The sequence below is a fragment of the Paenalcaligenes hominis genome (assembly GCF_041359055.1).
GTDB lineage: Bacteria > Pseudomonadota > Gammaproteobacteria > Burkholderiales > Burkholderiaceae_B > Paenalcaligenes > Paenalcaligenes hominis_A.
The window spans coordinates 354,128-374,624 of record NZ_JBGJKZ010000001.1; the positions used below are offsets into that span (position 1 = coordinate 354,128).

At 46.7% G+C, this 20,497-nt stretch carries 18 protein-coding genes; 8 read left to right on the plus strand and 10 right to left on the minus strand.

Annotated features, from left to right (window positions below):
* Positions 1-7: 7 nt before the first annotated feature.
* Positions 8-1,051 (minus strand): FecCD family ABC transporter permease, encoded by a 1,044-nt coding sequence (locus ACBP46_RS01635; RefSeq protein ID WP_371014994.1) that lies wholly within the window; start codon positions 1,049-1,051, stop codon positions 8-10.
* Between the two features lie 93 nt (positions 1,052-1,144).
* Here ACBP46_RS01635 and ACBP46_RS01640 point away from each other — a divergent pair, with 93 nt between their 5' ends.
* A complete protein-coding gene (locus ACBP46_RS01640; RefSeq protein WP_371014995.1) occupies positions 1,145-1,864 on the plus strand; it encodes a SapC family protein in 720 nt (239 codons plus the stop codon).
* A gap of 2 nt (positions 1,865-1,866) precedes the next feature.
* A complete protein-coding gene (locus ACBP46_RS01645; RefSeq protein WP_371014996.1) occupies positions 1,867-4,017 on the plus strand; it encodes a 3'-5' exonuclease in 2,151 nt (716 codons plus the stop codon).
* Here ACBP46_RS01645 and ACBP46_RS01650 read toward each other — a convergent pair whose 3' ends face one another.
* Positions 4,018-4,788, minus strand: coding sequence for a transporter substrate-binding domain-containing protein (locus ACBP46_RS01650; protein ID WP_371014997.1), 771 nt, complete (start codon positions 4,786-4,788; stop codon positions 4,018-4,020).
* A 62-nt stretch (positions 4,789-4,850) separates the two neighbouring features.
* A complete protein-coding gene (locus tag ACBP46_RS01655; protein ID WP_371014998.1) occupies positions 4,851-5,552 on the minus strand; it encodes a TerC family protein in 702 nt (233 codons plus the stop codon).
* Positions 5,553-5,999: 447 nt separating this feature from the next.
* Between ACBP46_RS01655 and ACBP46_RS01660 the strand changes: the two genes are divergently transcribed.
* A complete protein-coding gene (locus tag ACBP46_RS01660; RefSeq protein ID WP_371014999.1) occupies positions 6,000-6,635 on the plus strand; it encodes a TetR/AcrR family transcriptional regulator in 636 nt (211 codons plus the stop codon).
* 10 nt (positions 6,636-6,645) lie between these two features.
* On the opposite strand, the gene ACBP46_RS01665 is transcribed toward ACBP46_RS01660, so the two are convergent.
* Positions 6,646-7,176: a 2,4'-dihydroxyacetophenone dioxygenase family protein gene (locus ACBP46_RS01665; protein ID WP_371015000.1), complete on the minus strand. Its 531-nt coding sequence runs from the start codon at positions 7,174-7,176 to the stop codon at positions 6,646-6,648.
* 191 nt (positions 7,177-7,367) lie between these two features.
* On the opposite strand from ACBP46_RS01665, the gene ACBP46_RS01670 reads away from it, so the two are divergent.
* Positions 7,368-8,321, plus strand: a complete 954-nt coding sequence (locus tag ACBP46_RS01670; RefSeq protein WP_371015001.1) for an AraC family transcriptional regulator — start codon at positions 7,368-7,370, stop codon at positions 8,319-8,321.
* A gap of 28 nt (positions 8,322-8,349) precedes the next feature.
* Here ACBP46_RS01670 and ACBP46_RS01675 read toward each other — a convergent pair whose 3' ends face one another.
* Positions 8,350-10,431 carry a BCCT family transporter gene (locus tag ACBP46_RS01675; protein ID WP_371015002.1) on the minus strand — a complete coding sequence of 694 codons (2,082 nt, stop codon included), beginning with the start codon at positions 10,429-10,431 and terminating at the stop codon, positions 8,350-8,352.
* A gap of 428 nt (positions 10,432-10,859) precedes the next feature.
* Between ACBP46_RS01675 and ACBP46_RS01680 the strand changes: the two genes are divergently transcribed.
* Entirely contained in the window at positions 10,860-11,651 is a 792-nt protein-coding gene (locus tag ACBP46_RS01680; RefSeq protein WP_371015003.1) for an aspartate dehydrogenase, read from the plus strand.
* A 59-nt stretch (positions 11,652-11,710) separates the two neighbouring features.
* Here ACBP46_RS01680 and ACBP46_RS01685 read toward each other — a convergent pair whose 3' ends face one another.
* Positions 11,711-12,178 carry a MarR family winged helix-turn-helix transcriptional regulator gene (locus ACBP46_RS01685; RefSeq protein WP_371015004.1) on the minus strand — a complete coding sequence of 156 codons (468 nt, stop codon included), beginning with the start codon at positions 12,176-12,178 and terminating at the stop codon, positions 11,711-11,713.
* 215 nt (positions 12,179-12,393) lie between these two features.
* Between ACBP46_RS01685 and ACBP46_RS01690 the strand changes: the two genes are divergently transcribed.
* A complete protein-coding gene (locus tag ACBP46_RS01690; protein WP_371015005.1) occupies positions 12,394-13,536 on the plus strand; it encodes an FAD-dependent monooxygenase in 1,143 nt (380 codons plus the stop codon).
* An 82-nt stretch (positions 13,537-13,618) separates the two neighbouring features.
* Complete coding sequence (locus ACBP46_RS01695) at positions 13,619-14,932, plus strand: MFS transporter (RefSeq protein WP_371015405.1); 1,314 nt, start codon at positions 13,619-13,621, stop codon at positions 14,930-14,932.
* Between the two features lie 93 nt (positions 14,933-15,025).
* Here ACBP46_RS01695 and ACBP46_RS01700 read toward each other — a convergent pair whose 3' ends face one another.
* Genes ACBP46_RS01700 through ACBP46_RS01715 form a run of 4 tightly spaced genes read right to left on the minus strand, consistent with a single transcriptional unit; the run spans position 15,026 to position 19,794 of the window.
* Entirely contained in the window at positions 15,026-15,640 is a 615-nt protein-coding gene (locus ACBP46_RS01700) for an N-carbamoylsarcosine amidohydrolase (RefSeq protein WP_371015006.1), read from the minus strand.
* Positions 15,633-16,679 carry a 2,5-dihydroxypyridine 5,6-dioxygenase gene (locus ACBP46_RS01705; protein ID WP_371015007.1) on the minus strand — a complete coding sequence of 349 codons (1,047 nt, stop codon included), beginning with the start codon at positions 16,677-16,679 and terminating at the stop codon, positions 15,633-15,635. The genes ACBP46_RS01700 and ACBP46_RS01705 overlap by 8 nt, the downstream gene beginning before the upstream one ends.
* Positions 16,680-16,699: 20 nt before the next feature.
* Entirely contained in the window at positions 16,700-17,530 is an 831-nt protein-coding gene (locus ACBP46_RS01710) for an alpha/beta fold hydrolase (RefSeq protein ID WP_371015008.1), read from the minus strand.
* Positions 17,527-19,794 (minus strand): xanthine dehydrogenase family protein molybdopterin-binding subunit, encoded by a 2,268-nt coding sequence (locus ACBP46_RS01715; protein WP_371015009.1) that lies wholly within the window; start codon positions 19,792-19,794, stop codon positions 17,527-17,529. Before ACBP46_RS01715 ends, ACBP46_RS01710 begins: the two co-directional genes overlap by 4 nt.
* A 224-nt stretch (positions 19,795-20,018) precedes the next feature.
* Between ACBP46_RS01715 and ACBP46_RS01720 the strand changes: the two genes are divergently transcribed.
* Positions 20,019-20,489 carry a (2Fe-2S)-binding protein gene (locus ACBP46_RS01720; protein WP_371015010.1) on the plus strand — a complete coding sequence of 157 codons (471 nt, stop codon included), beginning with the start codon at positions 20,019-20,021 and terminating at the stop codon, positions 20,487-20,489.
* Positions 20,490-20,497: the final 8 nt, after the last annotated feature.

Below are 20,497 nucleotides of genomic sequence, written 5' to 3' on the forward strand. Positions count from 1 at the left end.
ATAGGGTTTAATGCGCTTGGCGTCGAAGCACTATAGATAAGAAAAAAGGCACACCAACTAAAGAGGTGACAATACCTACTGGCACAATGACACCTGATACGATGTTTTTGGAGGCAATAGAGGCTAAGGAAAGAATTAATGCCCCGACCAGCGCACTGCCAGGTAAATAAAAGCGGTGGTCTTCACCAAATAAGCGGCGTGCTATATGCGGTGCGATGAGGCCAATAAAGCCAATGGTGCCGGCAAAAGACACCGCCATGGCTGCCAAAAAACTAATGCGCAATAGTGAGGTCAGACGCAAGCGTTGCACATTAATACCAAAACTGAGTGCGCGCTCTTCGCCTAAACGTAATGCTGTCATTTTCCATGCATCGCGCATAGAAAGAGGAAATAGCACCAGAACTGTTAAAAACATGAGGCCGACTGTGCCCCAAGTAGCGCGAGACAAACTGCCTAAGGTCCAAAACACTAAGCCCTGTAAGGCTTCGGCGCTGGCTACAAATTGCATCAGAGAGACTAAGGCATTAAAGGAAAAAACCAACGCAATACCAAACAACACAATGGATGAGGTGCTGAGCGCGCCCCAACGTGCGACCGCATCTAATAATAGAGCGGAAATCATGGCGAATAAAAAAGCATTAATAGCAATCATCCATGCCGCAGGTACACCAGGAATGGATAAATTAAGTACCAAAGCCAACGAAGCCCCAAATGCCGCGGCTGATGAAATACCCAAGGTAAAAGGGCTGGCTAAGGGGTTATTTAAAATGGTTTGCATTTCAGCGCCCGATAAACCTAAGCCCATGCCTATGGCAATAGCCATCAGTGCATAAGGCAGACGAATATCCCAGACGATGACACGCGTAGTGGCGTCGACCTGACTTGGGCTAAACAAGGCCGCAGACAGCTCAGACCAAGCCAGCCCAGACGGGCCTAACATGAAATCGGCGATAAGACTGAGAGCAATGGCAAGAAAGAGGCCAGCAAGAATAAAGAGGCGCTGACTTAGAACCTGTTTGTAGGCTGTAAGCGTAGCGGTAGTTGCCATCATAAATACAAATGAGAATAGTTATTACTCAGTCTAGTATAGTGGATTTTCTGTTGGCTTGGCTATGCTTATAATGGACATTTAACTGGGGGGATTATGTCAAATCAAACGATAGATACACAGTGGGTGGCTTTAGATGGCAGTGATCCAGAGCTAAAAATTAAGCTACACAGTCATCATTATGGCTTTGCTCGAACGATGAATGCCATGCCTTTGGCCCAGAGTGAGTACGAACAAGCTTGCAAGTATTATCCTATTGTGTTTATTGCGGCAGATGCAGCGGCTACGCAGTTACAATCCGTGGTGTTATTTGGGTTTGAAGCCGAACAAAATTTGTTTGTTAACCCCGATGGTAGCTGGGAGGCATCCTCTTATGTGCCAGCTTATGCCCAACGCCATCCTTTTCAGCTACAGTGGCATGCAGCAACACAACAGCCTGTGGTGCACGTAGATGCTAACTACCCAGGTCTAAGCCACGACGAAGGAATGGCATTTTATGAGGCGGGTACGCCTAGCGCTTATTTACAGCAGCTCAGTCATGCACTGCATACGCTAGAGCGTGAATTAGAGCAAACCCAACAATGGGTAATGCGCCTTAAAGAAAAAGGGCTTCTGACCGAACAAAGTATTAACTTAACTATGGATGGGCAAACCCAAAGCGTTGCTGGGGTATGGGTGGTCGATTTTGCACAGGTAGATCAACTGGATGATAGGGAGCTAGTCCAGATGTATCACAATGGAACTTTGTCGTTGCTTGAGCAGCATCGCATCTCACTTAGCAACTTAGATGTGTTGGCCCAGCGCGTAGGCGTCTAAGCATGAGCCCTACACCGCGCTTTATTCCGAATCGAATTGTGCCCACTGCAGAGCAAGTGGCCATTCAATGTTCACAGCACCGTATTACGCTAATTGAAGCCAATGCGGGCGCTGCCAAAACCACGACCTTAGCGTTGCGAATAGGCGAGGCATTGGCGCGGGGGCTAGTGCCAGAACATATTCTGGCTTTGGTATTTACAGTAGAAGCCAAAGAGGTGTTACGTCAGCGCCTTAGAGAGCTAGGGGTGGCACCTTTTATTATCAATAAAATGGCGCTTTACACAGTCGAAGACTTTGCGCACCATGTTTTAAAATTTTGGGAAGAAGAAGACCCGCCCCGCTTGAGCTCCTTGTACGATTTAAAACCAATGGCCTTGGAAGCGCTCGAGCATTTAAGTCAACAACCCAATGCATACGGGGAAGAGCTGGATTTCCGCACACACCATGTGGCTTTAAGTCAGTTTTTTCAAAGTCAATTACGTTTAAAAGCCAGTTTGGCTGTGTTTTTAAACGAGGAGGAAACCGCCGCTGAAAAAGCACTGCAAATGGGGGTAACACTCAGCGACTTTTTATGGACTCAGCACTATGAAATCTTGCGCCAAAGCCCCTATGAGGGCGTGCTGTTTCGTGGGCCCCAAGACGCAACCTATGATCTGGCGACCACCTTACTTGAGCAACCCGATCTTATGGAGCTGTTGCCCGATTACCGCTTGATTGTGGTTGATGAACTGCACGATGCGAACGAGGCCGCCTTCCAAGTTTTGCGCTTATTGGCCCAACGCGAGCAGACCTATATGGTAGCGGCGGGTGATAAGGATCAGGTTATTCAAAAACATTTAGCAGCAGACGCCAGCTATTTGCATGCGCGGTTTGAGGCGTATTTTGAGCAGATAAAACGCTTGCCTCTGAGCTATACCTATAGGCATGGCCCGTATTTGGCTTATGCCACAGCACAATTCAAGCAGAAAAAAGTCGATAGTTTATTGCCCTTAGCCACCCAAATTCATGTGCATCGTTACGAGGCGGACCAAGCCGTAACGCCCGTGGTTCAGGCCATAATGCAATGGCAGCGCCAAGGTGGGCAGCTTGCCCAGTGCGCCGTGTTGTTACGAGACGTACACCAATCCATCCATTTAGAAAATCAGCTGCTTACACAGGGCATACCCTATACCCTACAAGGCATGCAAAGCTATTTACAGCGCGACGAGATTTTGTTTTTACGTGCTTGGCTAGCTTTGGCTTTGGGTGATTTGGCAGCTATTCAACACAGTGCATTGCGGGAACGTATGGTGCGTGCCTTAGCTTTGTTTAGTGAACTGCCTTTTAGCGAAACAGACATTGCGGCGGCAGCGGCAGAGATTGCAGAAACGCCTGCCTTATTACGCTTTTTTTACGAAGGGCAGATGATGCGTCGTGCCTCAGAGCACGACCAGTGGCGTTTTAAAGAAACTCTGGGCTATTTAGAACAGGTTTCAGCTACCAGCTCTGCGGCAGAGGTATTAACCCATTTAATGCAAACACTGGATGTAGCCAACGTAGCAAAGCGTATTTATGTATTTGACCATGCTGCCCAAGTAATACATAAGTCGATGGCGGCATTTTTGGCGATGGCGCAGCAGCTGGAATTAGGCATAGCGTCTTTTTACCAATGGTGTGCCCAGCACGACCCGAGTGCTCAGCCGGCATCACAGGCCATCACACTTAGTTGTGTTGCACAGGCCAAAGGTAAAGAGTACGAACATGTGCTGCTGCCCTATTTGGAAATGGGCGAATTCCCGTCTTTGCAACATGACGCTGAGATGGAGCGTAATCTGTTTTATGTGGCTATTACGCGTGCGCAAAAACGGTTGAGCTTATTTGTACCTCAGGCCGATCATCAGGTCAGTGAATACGTACGCGAATTGCGGTTGAAACATATTCAGGCAGTTACGCAACAGCGTTTACAGCAGTTACAGCAAAGCACCGTTGGGCATCAGGTTAGTGCAGTCTCAAGTCACACAGCTGCTCAGCGCGTTAATTTGGTTGTGCCTTTTGCTGAAAAAGATCAGGCTAAAGAGCTCGGGGCCCGTTGGGACCCCGTGCAGCGTGTGTGGTTTGTACCGCCAGGCCTCAGCCCAGCGCCTTTTACGCGTTGGATACAAGCCAAAACGTAATTACTTTAGCCATTTATCCTCTGCGGCATCCAACACATCACGCTCGTCCATTAAATCCCACACAAACTGCATCATACGTACGTAGTCCGTATCATCAGCTGCCAACATAAATCCGAGATAATTAACGGGGGTCAGAGGCTGATCAATAAATAGAGCACTTAGGCGAGAGTCGGCGTTGCTGTAATGTAGGGCTTCATAGGTTTCTGTAATCATGATGTCGCCTTTGCCTTCCGCAATGAGGGCAGGGATCTCTGCATTTTTATCATGCGTACTGACTTGAGCCTCTTTGAGATGCTCTAATACAAACAGTTCATTGGTACCGCCTGGGTTTTTAATCACATGCACAGAAGGCTGATTTAAATCAGCCACTGTTTTGTATTTGCTTTTATCGGTACTGCGCGCTAAAGCCACTTTACCAAAGGGCGCGTAGCCGGGCAGCATTTCCATTTTTGCAATGCGAGCCGGTGTACGTGTAATGCCTCCGACCGCAATATCAAATTTGTCAGCTTGTAGGTCTGGCATAAGATTGGGCCATGTGGTGGGCACGTATTCTATGGCTAAGCCTAGCTCAGCGGCCATGGCCTCAATCACATCAATGTCATGGCCTTCATAACCTTGTTCGGTTTTAATGGCAAAAGGGCGGTAGTCGCCAGGCGTGCCTACACGCAAAGTTTTGGACTCTTGGATACGATCAAGACGCGGACCCGCTTGTGCGCTAAAAGCCACCGCTCCAAGTAATACAGCACCAAGTAATTGGCTCCATTTTTTCATAGTTGTCTCCTAGGAATAGATAGAAAAATCCCCCTATTAATAGGGGGACTGGGGGCGCAGAATTACGCCTGTTTTTTATTTTTACGATGAGCTAAAAACTTACCAACTAAGACGATGGTAATAGCCCCTATAGCAGCTGCGCTGTAATGCACTAACGCAGTAGGTTCACCAAAATGCTTAATTACAACCACATCGGTCACTAACAAACCGCCGGCAATCCAGCCCAGTAAACCCGCACCAAAAGTCACAATGGAAGGGAAGCGGTCAATGAGTTTTAAAATTAAGGTGCTGCCCCAGACAATAATTGGAATGCTAACCAATAAACCAAAAATAACCAGCCCCATTTGGTGATCAGGGTCGGCTAATTGGGCCGCCCCAGCAATGGCAATTACATTGTCTAGGCTCATGACAAAGTCAGCAATAATAATGGTTTTTACTGCTGTCCATACGCTGGCACTGGCTTGGATATTTGCGTGCTCATCATGTTCGGGCACCAAAAGCTTTAATGCGACCCAAGCCAACAGCAAAGCTCCAACCAGTTTAAGGTAGGGTACCGCTAATAGTGTTAAGGCAAAAGCAATTAACAGCACACGCAATACAATGGCACCGGCTGTTCCCCATAGCACCCCTTTTAAGCGTTGTTCTTTAGGAAGGTTTCTACAGGCTAAGGCAATAACTACTGCATTATCACCGCCTAAAAGAATATCAATTAAAATAATTTGAAAAACCGCAGCCCAACTAAGAGTTTGGAAAAATTCCAACATAGTCACTCCAGAAATAAAAAAAAGCCTGATTCCAATAAAAGAGCAGGCTTTTTGTATGGAGTACACGCACCTTGCCCTTTGATTGGCAAGGTCTTGCTTGTAACGTTGTGGGTTGAGGCCACATATAACGCGAGCGTTTGTTACCCGTGCACCGGGAGACTATAGAGTCTGGCCGTGATGACGATGCGACGGAAATAAGCTACTCCCCTTTGTCAGCCCTAAGTATAGCGGAAAAACCGTGTACCAGTGCTTTCTGATGGTGCTTTTTATTATCACAGTAGTTGTTTTTATAGCCAAGTGTTGGCTTGAGCAGTGCACCAGAGTTGTGAGTTTGTAGTGGTGCTTGGCTTAGGAAAAACTAGAAAAAAATGAGAAACCAGTGGTAAGATTCATTGATGTATCTTAATGCGCTAGCTTACAGCGATAGACCTAATAGGCAAAAACACGATGGAATATAACTTTGGTTTTGAAGTAGCTCCCCCTGCGCGCACCTATCGCGGCATAGATCGACGCGAACTCATCATTACAGAGGCCACCGATCGATTTTTAGAAAGAGGCTATGCGGCTGTTAGTGTTGATGAAATTATTAAAAAAGTAGGCGGCTCTAAAACCAATGTATATCGACATTTTGGTGGTAAAAAGGGTCTTTTTATCGAGGTGGTACGCAGTTTAGCTGCCGAATTTCTAGAGCATTTGCGCACCACGGAAATTACCAACAAAACGCCTGAAGAGGGGTTGCGCCAAATAGCCCACAATTTACTCAATCAGCTCTTAGATGAACGTCATTTGGCGTTTCAGCGTCTTATTATTGCAGAGGCTCGACGCTTCGAGGACTTAGGCAAAGTTTGGCTTGAAAGTCGGCCCCAACAGTCACGTCGTGTATTGGCTAAATTTATTCACGAGCTGCAGCAAAAAAAACAGCTAAGAGAGGCTGATCCGCTCTTAGCTGCTACATTGTTTCACGACATGATTAGCTTTTATCCTACCCATAAAGCCATGATAGAAATCCCACTCACTCAAGACGAGCTCAATGTTTTTATTGATGAGGCTGTAGTGGTGTTTATGACAGGTTATGGGGTGTAAAAACTAGCTCTTAGCGGAACAAGGTGTCCACGTAATCGGCACCTAAACCAATTTTTTCATAATGAGCGCGGCATAACGCAATGTAGTCATGCACATCAAAATACCCACAGGATTCTCCTTTTTCGTCTAGCCAAATAAGTGGGCCTTTGACATTAAAAAAGACTTTCATGGGGTCTTCGTGCTCATAGGCTACAAGGGTGTGGCCCTCGCCTGGGGTTTCATACACAAAGTCGCCTGCGGTGGCAATCCAATCGTGCTCTAAATAGCCCCATTTGCCTGAAATGGTGTAGGCAAAAACCTCGTGGGGGTGGTAGTGACGATTAACCAAACCAGGGCCAGTTGCCATTAAAATATCGCACCAGCGGTTTTCATTTGGAGAAATCCACAGTGGGCGCGATGATACCGTTTCCGTAAAGGGTACATACAGCGATGTGTCATCAGTTGGTGCATTCGCAATATACACTTCAGGTAACGCGTCGGGTTGAAATACTTTTTCAATAGGGGCAATTGAGCGCCAAAATTCATTTCCTGAGGATGTCATGAGCTTCTCCTAAATAAAGTCAATACATATACTAAGTAGTATAAAAAGAGCATGGAGAGCGGTTTTGACTGTGAAGGACATGAAAAAGGGATGTATCCAGCGCCAGCAGAGCTTAATTGAGTGTAAACCCTTGCTGTACAGATAACAGGTAGCCGCTAAGCTAAAGAGCGAATTGATTATTGGGTGTAGCTATGAGTTTGCGTATTACTTCTGCTTCCACGGCCTCGTTACCGTTAACACAACGTTGCGCGTACTGGGAGTCTTATAGCTCGAATCGGCTTGTCGATTTAAAGTGCACACCTTACGATCCGCGTGGCTTAATGGCTGCCCAAGACAATATGTGGAGCCAACATTTAGGGTTAAGCATAATTCGTGGCAATTCGCACATTATTGAGCGCACGCCTTTGCATATAAAGCGTACTCCCAAAGACAGCATATTTATTTCGTTTGATTTTATTAGCGCTGCGTTTTTTTATCAGGGCAAGCAGTGTCATGCCGTTCAACCGCACGATATGGTGATTTATCGAACGGATAATCCGTATCTATTCGGTTTCAAAAGCAACATGCGTCAAATTATTATTGATTTGCCCTCAGAAACGATGCAGCACATAAACCGAATAGCATTAGATCAGCCGTTGTTGTTACGGGCCACCACTGCACAACAACGCTTATTGCAACGCACCTTAGCGCAATGTTGCCGTCAATTTATGGCCCAACCTTGCACCCAGCGGTTACCGGTCTTACAAGAGCAGATCGTAAGGCTGATGACGGCTTTGCTTTGCCCCGATCGTCCTTCCCTAAGCCAAAGTAGCCTAAGTCTGGTGTATTTATTAGCTGCTCAACAGTTTATTGCCGACCATCTTGACGAGCCAAGCTTGAACAATGCACGCATAGCAGCGGCGGTCGGGGTTTCTGAGCGCCATTTACAGCGTATATTTAGTCAATGTACAGAAAGTAGCATACAGAACTATGTAATTGACCAGCGTTTGCAACGCGCCTATTGGCGACTCATGCAAGAGAAAGACTCCGTGCTTTCTATAGAGGGTTTAGGGGCCGAGGTCGGCTTCATCAGCACCGCGCATTTCTCACGCCGCTTTAAACAGCGCTATGGCGTAAGCCCTTCTCAGCTTAATGCTAGGCAGTAAAAAGGTCGCCGTAGCGACCTGTATGTGTTTAAGACTGAGGGCGAGCTTGTGGCTCGTCGGCGCTCGGCTCCTCGTCGTGAATTAAGTCCTCGTCATGGTCTTCCATGTTCCACGGCAAGATGCCTGGAGATACATGCAAGAAATGCATGTATTTTTCAAACTGATCCAAAATATCGGAAATAATATCTGAGGGTTCGTAGCCGTAAACGTCATACGCTTGACCGCCACGGCGTAAAAAGACTTCAGCACGGTAATATTTGTCGTCGGTGCTAGCGCCATTTTTAGAGTCTTCTGGCAGATCAAAATCGGGCATATCATAGCCGCGTAAGCGTACCTCATAAATAAATTCCAACTTGCCTTCTTGAATGACCTCAAAGTGTGCACGGTGATTTTGTTCATCAAAAATCACGTGGGCATTCCAACCTTGCTCTTCTAGCTCTTGCTCCACCCGCTGCATGCTGGACATAACAGTATGGCGAATAAAGTTTTCTACATCGATACGAGAAGGAAAATCCACTAAATTAGCCAAACGTTTTTTCCAGTAATTGAGGTTGTTACGTGCGCCCACAGGGCGGTTTTGTAGCGAACCTTGAAGGCTGGCCTCGTGATGTTCTTCAATAATTAATGCGCGCCACATACCAATAGCAGCAATAATCATAATGATAGCAAAGGGTAAGGCGCTGATTACCGAGGCGGCTTGAAGAGCGCTTAGGCCGCCCGCAAGCAGTAAAGCAATGGCAATAATACCAGACATGGACGCCCAGAAAACGCGTTGCCATACAGGGGTATAAGCCGCGCCGCCCGAAGCAAGTGAATCAATCACTAGCGAGCCAGAGTCAGATGAGGTCACAAAAAACAGCGCAATCAGCATCACTGTTACGAACGACACAATACTGGCTAAAGGTAAGCGTTCGAATAGCTTAAATAATGCAATAGCGTGGTCGGCCTGTACCTCCTCAATGAGGGCAGTGTAGCCTTCGACCATAATCATATGCAAAGCGGTATCGCCAAAGACGGAAAACCATAAAAAGGTGAAGACGGTAGGTACAACCATTACGCCCACAATAAATTGACGGATAGTACGACCACGGCTAATTTTGGCGATAAACAGCCCCACGAAGGGTGCCCACGCAATAGTCCAACCAAAAATAAATAGGGTCCAGTTACCAATCCAGTCGCTGGTGGTATACGCCTGCAAGTTAAAGGTGCGCTCTACAATGTTGCTGAGATAGCTACCTGTGTTTTGCATAAAAGTATTTAAGATAAAGATGGTGGGGCCTGTTACAAAAACAAACAGCATCAAGGCAACGGCAAGAAAAATATTAAGTAATGAAAGACGTTTCACCCCTTTATCTAAACCGGCACCAACGGAAAGCGCTGTTAAGGCAGTCACCAAAATAATGGTAGTAATTTGGACTGCATGGGTCACAGGAATGCTGGGCCAGAGATAATTTAGTCCCACATTAATCTGGGTCACTGATAGACCCAATGTGGTCGCAATACCAAATAAAGTGCCCAAAATAGCAAAAATATCGACGATGTGACCGATAGGCCCATAAATGCGGTCGCCAATAATGGGATATAAAGCGGAGCGCATAGAAAGCGGTAGACCGTGCCTAAAGGTAAAATACGCCAAAGTAAGGCCTACTAAGCCATAAATCGCCCAGATATGAAAACCCCAATGAAAGAAGGCGATTTGCATAGCTTGTTTAGCCGCGTCTACGGTTAAGGCGGGACCTGCCGGAGGCGAAGCGTAATGTAAGACGGGCTCGGCTACACCAAAAAAAAGTAAAGCAATACCGTAACCAGCTGAAAATAACATGGCAAACCACGAAATAAAGCTGTACTCCGGATCGGCGTGGTCTGGGCCTAATTTAATGTTGCCCCATTTTGTAAATGTGATGGAAACCAAAAATATAAGAAAAAAGGCCACCGAAAGCATATAAAACCAACCAAAATTGGTGGTGAGATATGCCAAAGCACTAGAGAATATATTTCCTGCTAAAACAGGATTACTCATCGTGCCAATCACCATCAAAATAATGATGACCACGGCTGGTGCAAATACGGGCACCAGAATCGTAGGCGAAAGGGATTTTTTTGAGGTCATAAGTCGTCCTCTGCGAACTCGTAAATTAAAAATAAGTGAGGTTCGATTACGCCTAAAAAATATAAAAAATAGATATTAATTTTATTTTTTAATATGTATTTTCTATAAATTTAGTAGGCCGTAATCTATTTAAATTCAGTTTTTGAATACTGATTAGTTTTTATGATGGATTTTTTCATTTTATAAAAACAAGTAAAGATAATCGTTTTTTCTAAACTCTAAAATATAAACATATTAGGAATGAAAAATATAGGAGCCTTTAACAAAAATTAACCAGTCTTGGTAACCAAATGTGTCCTTTGGGACAAAGGTTTGAGGGTTTGGCAACGCAAAGTGAGCCAACCCGTTACACTAATAGCGCAAAGAAGAATTGCGTGTGTTAATTAGTGGATAAAGTAGAAAGCAGGGATTGTTTTTTAGGAATAAAAATGACGTATCGTATTGGTTTGATTGGGTTTGGTGCAATTAATCAAGACGTGCTGCGCTCGTTGCAGCCGTTGATTGAGCAGTTAGGGGCCGAGGTCATGGTCTTGCGGCAACGTGCTGAGGCCGTAGCAGGGCTTCAGGTGTGTACGCAAATAGAAGACTTATTGGCGTTTAAACCTCAACTTATTATCGAGGCCGCAGCTCAAGAGGCGGTAGTACAGTACTTACCTGCCTGCTTAGCCAGCGGGGCAACGGTCGTGGTGTCTTCAGTAGGGGCTTTTACACAAGCTGACTTATTAGAAACTGCGCAACAGTTGTGCCAGCAGCACGGAAGCCGCATTATTTTGCCTTCTGGGGCAATAGGGGGGTTAGATTATATTCAGTCATTGCGCGACGCGCCCGATTTAGAGCTGATCTATGACTCCTTAAAGCCAGTTAAAGCCTGGTCCAACGAGTTGGTAGCAGCTGGTATAGATCCAAGCACAATTACTGAGCCTTATGTAATGTTTGAGGGCAATGCGGCAGAAGCGGCTCGTTTATACCCTAAAAACTTAAATGTGGCGGCTACATTGGCTTTAGCTGGGCCCGGCCTAGAGCGCACTACAGTTCGTGTCATTGTGGACCCACAATTAGAGCGTAATACGCACCGTATTCATGTGCAAAGCCAGTTTGGAAAAATGAGCATGGAAATTCGCAATTTTCCTTCACCCACTAATCCTAAAAGTTCATGGATTGTGGCACAAAGTATTGCCAGTGTAGTGAAACGAGAGTTCGCTGTGCTGCAATTGCGCTAAACATAGCGCTGATACAAATTGACCCCCTTTGGCTAGCACGAAGGGGGTTTTTTTATGTGTTAGTTATCTACGCCGTTGTCATTACTCATTTTTTTCAATAAATACACAATGGCGATTTGTTCTGCTGAATTGAGATTTCCAAGCGTGAGCTGACTGATGTGATGAGCACGCGGGATGGTTTGCTCAATTAATGTTTTGCCCTCGGGGCTGAGACTAATAATGACTTTACGTTTGTCTTCGATGCTAGTGGAAAGCAACACTAAGCCACGCGCTTTAAGTCTATTAATAATGCCACGAATGGTGGCTTGATCTACAGCCGTGGCCGCCACTAACTCGATTTGTGAGCTTGGACCTTTATCGTACAACGCACATAAGGTCACAAATTGAATAGCAGTTAGTTGGGGGTCGCCTATATGCTGCTGAAAAATCGCGGTATGACGCTGAGTAGCACGACGTAATAAATGTCCAATTTGTTCTGTGACATCGTACTCGGGCAACGTGATGCTGGGCTTCTCTGTCGTTTGCATCCATTTTCCTTATAGCTGTTTTAAGACAATAGATACAGTATAGCCTTTAGTGAAAGTACAGTGTGTACATCCACCGTTTAAAGTCTATGCGCTGTAAAAAAATAATAATCATTAGCGTAAACCCCTAATATATTCTGGTTTCTTAGATCGTTAACAGTGTGTACACTTTAATCTATTACGTTTTAAGCTTAGATTGATTCAGGGGGTATGATCGAATGGTTAAGAAAGTCGGTATAGCAATTGTGGGTGCTGGAATTGGTGGGGCAGCTGCCGCGGCTCTGTTACAGAAAGCCGGTTTTGATGTAGAGCTATTTGAGCAGGCGAATGCTTTTTCTCGACTCGGCGCTGGTATTCATGTGGGTCCGAATGCAATGCGCGTTTTCCGTCAGATGGGTTTAGAGGAAAAACTAGAGCAAATGGGCTCGCATCCTGATTTTTGGTTTAGCCGTGAAGGTGAGACCGGAGATTACCTGTCGCGTATACCTCTAGGTGATTTTGCTCGTAAAGAGTATGGCGCAGCCTACATCACCATTCACCGTGGTGATATGCACGAGCTTCAAATCAACAGCCTAAAAGAAGGTACCGTTCACTACGGTAAACGCTTAGAAGCGCTTCAGGAAGAAGACGGCTATGTGCGTTTGCTGTTCAAGGACGGCACAGAGGTGCATGCAGACTTAGTGATTGGTGCAGACGGTATTCACTCTAAAGTACGTGAAACCTTGCTGGGTGTAGAAGTCCCTACTTACAGTGGTTGGGTAGCTCACCGTGCATTGATCCGCGGTGAAAACCTCAGAAAATTCGCGGATGAGTTTGAGCCGTGTGTGAAATGGTGGCGTCCAGATAGCCACATGATGGTGTATTACACCACAGGCAAACGCGACGAATATTATTTTGTGACTGGGGTTCCGCACGATGCGTGGGATTTCCAAGGTCCTTTTGTCGATAGCAGCCAAGAAGAAATGCTTGAGGCATTTGATGGTTATCACTCCACTGTAGAAAACTTAATTCGTTCTACTGAAAACATTACTAAATGGCCGTTGTTAAACCGTAACCCATTACCTTTATGGAGCCGCGGACGTTTGGTGATGTTAGGTGATGCATGTCACCCCATGAGACCACATATGGCTCAAGGCGCATGCATGGCAATCGAAGACGCGGCCGTTTTAGCACGTTGTTTAGAAGAAACCGGAGCTCAAGATTACGAAACGGCTTTCTCTCTTTATGAAGGCACGCGTAAAGCGCGCGCGACCAAGGTTCAAGACGTTTCTAATGGCAACACCTTCTTGTTAAAACAAGAAGATCCAGCTTGGGTGTATGGGTATGATGTGTACGCCGAACCTCTTGCTGCCGCGAATTAAAACATAGATACATACATAGTTGGTTTATCGTTAACGCATTTTTATAAATGCGTTAACGCGTTTATGGTAGTAGGAGACAATGATGCAAACACAGGCAGCTCTAGGAACCGTGCCACATTCTTCTGAGCACAATCAAGAGCTTTACAAGAAAATCATATGGAAGTTAATTCCATTTTTATGCTTTTGTTATTTGGCAGCGTATTTAGATCGTATTAATGTAGGCTTTGCCAAGTTACAAATGCTTCAGCACTTGCAGTTCAGCGAGACCGTATATGGTCTAGGTGCTGGGTTGTTTTTTGTGGGTTATATTTTATTTGAAGTGCCCAGTAATTTGGCGCTAGAAAAAGTAGGGGCACGAATTTGGATTGCCCGTATTATGATTTCGTGGGGTATTTTGTCTGGGTTGACCATGCTCGTGACTACGCCCACACAGTTTTACATAGTACGTTTTTTATTGGGGGCAGCCGAGGCGGGTTTCTTACCTGGCGTGCTGTACTACCTAACGACTTGGTTTCCCACTTACCGCCGCGGCAAGATTATTGCCTTATTTATGCTAGGTCTACCCTTATCTAGCGTTATTGGTGGTCCTATTTCTGGTTGGATCATGGGGCACTTCCATGGTTTGAATGGTTGGCAGGGGTGGCAATGGTTATTTTTCCTTGAGGCTATTCCTAGTATTTTGTTGGGTGTTTTGACTTTCTGGGCCTTGCCTGACCGCTATGAAAATGCCAAATGGTTAACCGCAGAAGAAAAAGCCTTATTAAAACAAGACTTGGATGCCGACGATAAAGAGGGCAAACACAGCAAGAGCAGTTTTAAAGATGGCTTCTTTAACTTAAAAGTTTGGATGCTTGGTAGTATCGACTTCTCTATTTTGCTTGGAGCATATGCGATTGGGTTCTGGATGCCAACATTCATCCGTAATGCAGGCGTTATGGACACTTTCCATATTGGATTGTTAACTGCTATTCCAAGCATTGCTGGGGTATTTGGTATGTTGTTTCTAGGGGCGAGTTCGGATCGACATCGAGAGCGTCGTTGGCACCTGTGCATTCCTTTGCTTATCGGCGCAGCGGCATTAACGGCGAGTACATTCTTTGGCGATAACTTGATCATGACAGTGGTGTGTTTTACCGTGGCGTCGTGTGCCTTACTTGGTGCAGTACCTGTGTTCTTTAGTGTGCCAGCCACGTTCTTAAAAGGAACTGCAGCAGCAACAGGTTTTGCCTTGGCATGTTCACTGGCAAATATTGCAGGCTTGGTCAGTAATTCGTTGATGGGGATTGCTACTGACTTAACAGGTACCAGTCATGCCGCCTTGTGGTTCTTTGCAGCGTGTTTGGTTTTTAATGGATTCTTAGCGTTAGCGTTCCCTGCTAAATTAGTAAACCGTTAATTCCTCTCGCGTACTTACACAAAAAAGCCTGAGCATTTTTGCTCAGGCTTTTTTTGCCCCTAAAGAACTAGGGGCAAGAGAGGCTTTGTGCACTTAGTCTAATAGAGCTTTGGTTTGTTCTAGTGTAGCGACGTAAGCGTATTTTTGCTCCATATCGAATAAATTTGCATCGTGTGGAGCAATAGCACGGTCGCCCACGCAGTCGGATACCACTAGAGGGCGGAAACCTAGCTGCATAGCATCGACCACAGAAGCCCGTATACAACCGCTAGTAACAGCACCGGCCACAACCAGTGTTTGCACGCCACGTTGTGTTAACCAAGCCGCTAAAGAGGTACCAAAAAAGGCAGAAGGCACGGTTTTGCGCACGACGAGCTCTCCGTCGGCGGGTGCTAACTCGGGCACGATTTGACTGTTATGACTGTCTTCGAGCAAGGTCAACATGCTTGGGACTTTAATACTAAAGATGTTGTTGTCGGACTGATCATCGGCAAACACAATGCGCGTGTGGGCCACAGGCCAATTTTTTTCACGGGCCAGAGCAAGCAGCTCTTGGGTATTGGCAATGGCTTGGGGAATATTTCCGCCGCCAAATACGTCTGGGTCAGCAAAGCCGTTAACCAAGTCAATAATTAATAGACCATAGGGGGCTTTAGGCTCCAACTGTGCACCAAAACCTTGTTTAGCATAAACCGCGGTTTCACTCATTGTTTGCTCCATCTAAAACACGTCCTGCTTTAACAACGCAGAGATCATCTAAAAACACGTCGCAACGGCGTAAAGGGATATCAATATGGCAGGCAGTGGTACGATCGCCCCCTGCTTCGTTATTTGGCCCTAAGGAAAAGAGAAAATTGCCTTCAAAAGCACGGGCATCCATGCCAATGGTTTGCTCTTTATCGTAATGGTCTAAGGTAGACCAGTGCGTGCGTGGCTGTAGGCCCCAACCAATATGGGAAATCGCATAGCCTTCAGGGTCATTAAAGGTTTGCATGTACTCGTCTAAAAGCTCGGCATCAATCCCACCTTCGATTTTGGTGGCGTAGCCATTTTCTACGGTCAGGGTAATAGGCTCAGAGACGTATTTTTTCTGAGGCAATAAAATATCGCCTTTGTCGATCACAATGGTTCCTGTCGCGCCACCCTCATTAGGCCAGGTCAGCACAAAGCCGCTTGGCCAGTGATCCCAACGGCCGGGTTCGTCCACAAAGCCGTATTCGCTGATCGCAGGGAAGTCACCAATGGGGCAGTACAGATTGGTACCAGCGGCAGAGGTGACACGCATTGCAGAGGCGTTTTCAATTTTTTTAGCGGCATTTAATACCCGAGTGCGGTCGGCCTGGCTAGGAAGTGCGCGTACAAGGATCTCGGGTGGCTCAACTGCCAATAAAATTTTAGTGCCGCTAGCCAAAATTTCACCTTGCTCAGGTGAGAACAGTAGTGTCATTAAGTCCAACACCAGATCGCTGGCTTTTAAGGCCGCTATGGCTGCTGGGTTATTGGTAATAGGCGTAGTGCCTAAATACGATAACGAGTCACGGCTTAACGATTTTTCTGCATTCACAGGGGGTAAATCCAAACGATTCACTATAGCCCCTTTCATTTGCACAGCAGTTAAAGCGCAACGTAAGGTTTGAGGATGCGTGGAAGCTCCGGTCAGAATCGTAACGGTTTGATTTTTTTCTAGCTTGGAAAGAGTAAGCACCTCGAGCCAAGCATTGATTAATTGGTAGTCACTGACGGCCATAAAACAACTCCGATTTAACTTTAAGGATTTAACGCAGCGCCGAGGAACTCGCCAAAGGCTTGGTAAAAGCCTTCTTCGTTGTCCCATGGGATCATGTGACCGGCATCGGCAACATGGGAAATGCTGAGCTTGGGAATAAGGGATTGAATTTCTTCGGCTTCTTCGGGACGGATCACATCGCCCCGTTCGGCAATCATAAGTAAGGTAGGCACCGTGATCTTGGCGAAGTCTTGGTGCACATCGTCGTTTTGGAAATCGTTGAAACTTTGGACAATAGCGGACTCATTGCAGGTGTGTAGCCACTGAGCACGCAGTTGCAACTGCTCTTCAGTCCACGTTGGGCAAAAAGCACGCATTTGCTCTGCGGTGCAGCCTTCACGTGCCATTGCCATGGAATCTACATACCACGGCAGTTGGGCCGGGTAGGGACGGCGGTCTGGCCCAGAAACCGGAGGATCCACCATCACAAGACGGGTTAAACCCTCGGGGTGCATGGCGGCAGCTCGTGCGCCAATACGACCACCCATAGAATGGCCCACCACAGCATAGCGCGTTAAACCTAATGCTTTAGCAAACTCAATGACGTCATGCGCTTGAGCGGTCAGGCCGTAATCGAGGCCATCTTCGGCAGAGCTAAGACCGCGTCCACGTACATCAAGCACATAGGTATCAAAGTACTGACCTAAACGTTCTGCCACGAACCCCCATGTTACAGCGGGGCTGGTAATACCAGGTACCAGAATAATGGCATCACGCTGCTGTTGAGCCGTATCGTTAGGCTTGCCGTAACGTAAGTAATGTTGACGGATACCATTGGCATTTACGTTGCCGCCATATAAGAAGGTACTCATTCTCTTTGTCTCCTAGTAACGGGGGGGTGAGTAGTTAAAATGTGTTGAATATGAGTGGGGCTAAAAGGCGCTTCATAAAACCGTCGTGCCGTTGCATCAAACAAGGCATTGGCTACAGCAGGAGCGCAAGGTAACGAGGCCGATTCGCCTGACCCGAGCGGGTCATCACCAGGGCGTTCTATCAGCACCACATCAATAGGGGGTAAGTCTGTAAATTTAAGAATGGGATAAGCACCCCATTCCAAGCTGGTAACACCTTGCTTATCAAAGCGCACCGTTTCATATAAAGTGCGGCTAAGTGACTGAATCACATTGCCATGAATTTGATGGCGTACACCAGCGGGGTTGATCATCTGGCCCGTGTCTTGGCCTACCGTGATGTGTTCAATCACCACTTGGCCTGTCTGCTCATGTACTTTTAAGTCAACAATCCACGCCGACCAAGCTGATCCAAAACCGGGGAATTTGCTGTGTATATAACGGGCATAACCAATACCGCGGCCGTACATCCAGCCATTGGCGTCACTGACCCCGCGTGAGCCTTCATGGTGCGGCTTCCATTGCGCCCGCTCAGCAACGGCCAAAATCAAGTCTTGAGCGCGGGGATCTTCATGAAGGTGTTTGACGCGAAAAGCCACTTGGTCATAGCCAATAGCATGGGCTAACTCATCAATCATGCACTCATGGGCAAATGAGTTCGGTAAAGCGGAAACCCCCCGTAACCATGAAGCACGCACAATAGGTGCCATGTCATTACACACAATATGTTGACTGGGGTAGGTATAGGGAGGTACCGCGGTACGGTCACCCATTTGTAAGGTGCGTGGTTGGGCCGAGGTGTGCCCAGTTAACAGAGCGGCCAATAGCGGCGCATCATTAGACGGATAATGCGTTTGAAATTCATAGCGCACAAGTTCGCCATCGGGAGTCACGCTGGCTTTGTTTTTCATAAGCTGCGCGGCGCCTTTAGGCTCCCATGCGTGCTCTTGCTCTCGCGTTAATTGAAGGCGTATAGGTCGTTGTGTGAGCTTGGAAATCAGTAATGCATCCGCACACACATCATCGGCACAATTGCGACCATAACAGCCTGATGCTTCGTGGCGAATAATTTCTATAGTGCCTTCGTCTATGTCAAAAAGCTCACTCAGTTGGGTGCGCAGCATATGCGGGTTTTGGCTACCCGACCAAACTTGCACCAAACTACTATCATAAATAGCTACAGCACAGGAAGGGCCAATTGAAGCGTGCAACTGAAAGGGCCAAACGTATTCATTTGCCAACTCTATGCAGTTGTCAGGTGCAGCGCTTTCTGCAGATGTGTCTTTCAAAAGGCGAGGTGTAGAGAAATGGTTGTCTACCGCATCACGTAGACACGACAAGTCTACTAGCTCTGGTGGCGTGTGCCACGTTACGATTAGCTCGCGTGCGGCTTGAGCGGCATGCTCTTCGCGTTGCGCCACCACTGCAACAAAATCGCCTTGTTGTACGACCTCTATGTCGGGACTAATGTGCTGGACTGAATTGGCATCCACTGAAATTAAGCTTTTGCCAATAAAGTCGCCACTATCACGACCTAAATAGGGTGGGCGCACTACGCGCGCATGCCACATACCGGGCACCTGTACATCGTGCACATAAGTAAAAGCGCCCACGGCTTTTTTAGGTATATCGACGCGAGGCGAGGATTTACCCACAAGATTAAGCTGCTCTTTGGTTTTTGTAATGATGTTCAGGTCTAAGTAGGCACGTAGTTGAACAGCGTGTACGGCGTCCTCATAACGAATAGTTAATCCATTAGGACCATAGATAATGCCTTGGGCGGTATGCAGATCTTTTACATTCACTTGCCACGTTTGGCTTTGGTGTTGCAGTAAAATTTGCTTGGCTTGCGCAGCGGCTTTGCGCAGCGGCACGGCTGAGATTTGTATAGAAGCGCTAGCAATAGTAGGCCCTTGATTGGGCGAAGCGTCTGTGTGGCCCAGTACCATCTGTAGTTGATCTGGGCGTATATCGAGCTCGTCGGCCACAATTTGCCCCAATGCCGTCTGAATTCCTGTACCCAAATCCACATGACCATTAAATGCAAAGATGCCTTCGTCGGTAATGGCAACAAAAATATCGTCGTGGGCTTGAAGGTACGTGGAGTTGACTCCAGGCTGACCAGGAGCGGGTGTGGGCGGCAAGCTAGGCTCGCGCACAATAAGCAGGCTGTGAGGGTGAGACAAAAGACGTTTTTGTGTTGAGCGTGGCGCGCGATCAAACATGGTAATTCCTTAACGAGCTGAGCGCTTTTTAAAATGCTTTAAATAGTGTGTGCGCTGTATATAGGTTATATGAAATATTTTTTTATTGATATAAGTCAGCCATTTTTTAAGTATAAACCCCTAGTGGATAGTGATATTTTTTTCTTTTTAGATTGTTTATATTTAAAGAGAACCATTGTAGGTTCTGATTTAATAGAGTGTGTAGGCTTTTAATTGGTGGGTTGATGTCTAGTCTTATTTCCATGAAACTGAGTGTAAATGGTCAGGAGAAAACCGTAACGGTAAGCCCTGATACGCCATTGTTATATGTGTTGCGCAATGACCTCGGTTTAACGAGTGCAAAATTTGGGTGTGGTCTTGGAGAGTGCGGTGCCTGTACGGTATTGGTCGACGGTGTAGCAGCTCGTTCCTGTGTTACCACCTGTGGCGCTGTTCAAGACTACAGTATTACCACCCTAGAAGGACTGGCTGTAGACGGGCAACCTAATCCCGTTCAACAAGCCTTTATCGACCATCAGGCCGCGCAATGTGGTTATTGTTTAAATGGCATGATTATGACGGTACAAGCCTTATTGTTACGCAATCCGCACCCTTCCCAAGAGGAGATTCGTAACGAATTACGCCATAATCTATGTCGATGTGGGACTCACATAGAAATTCTCGCCGCGGCGCACGCTGCAGCCTACCCGGCTTAGGAGAGAGC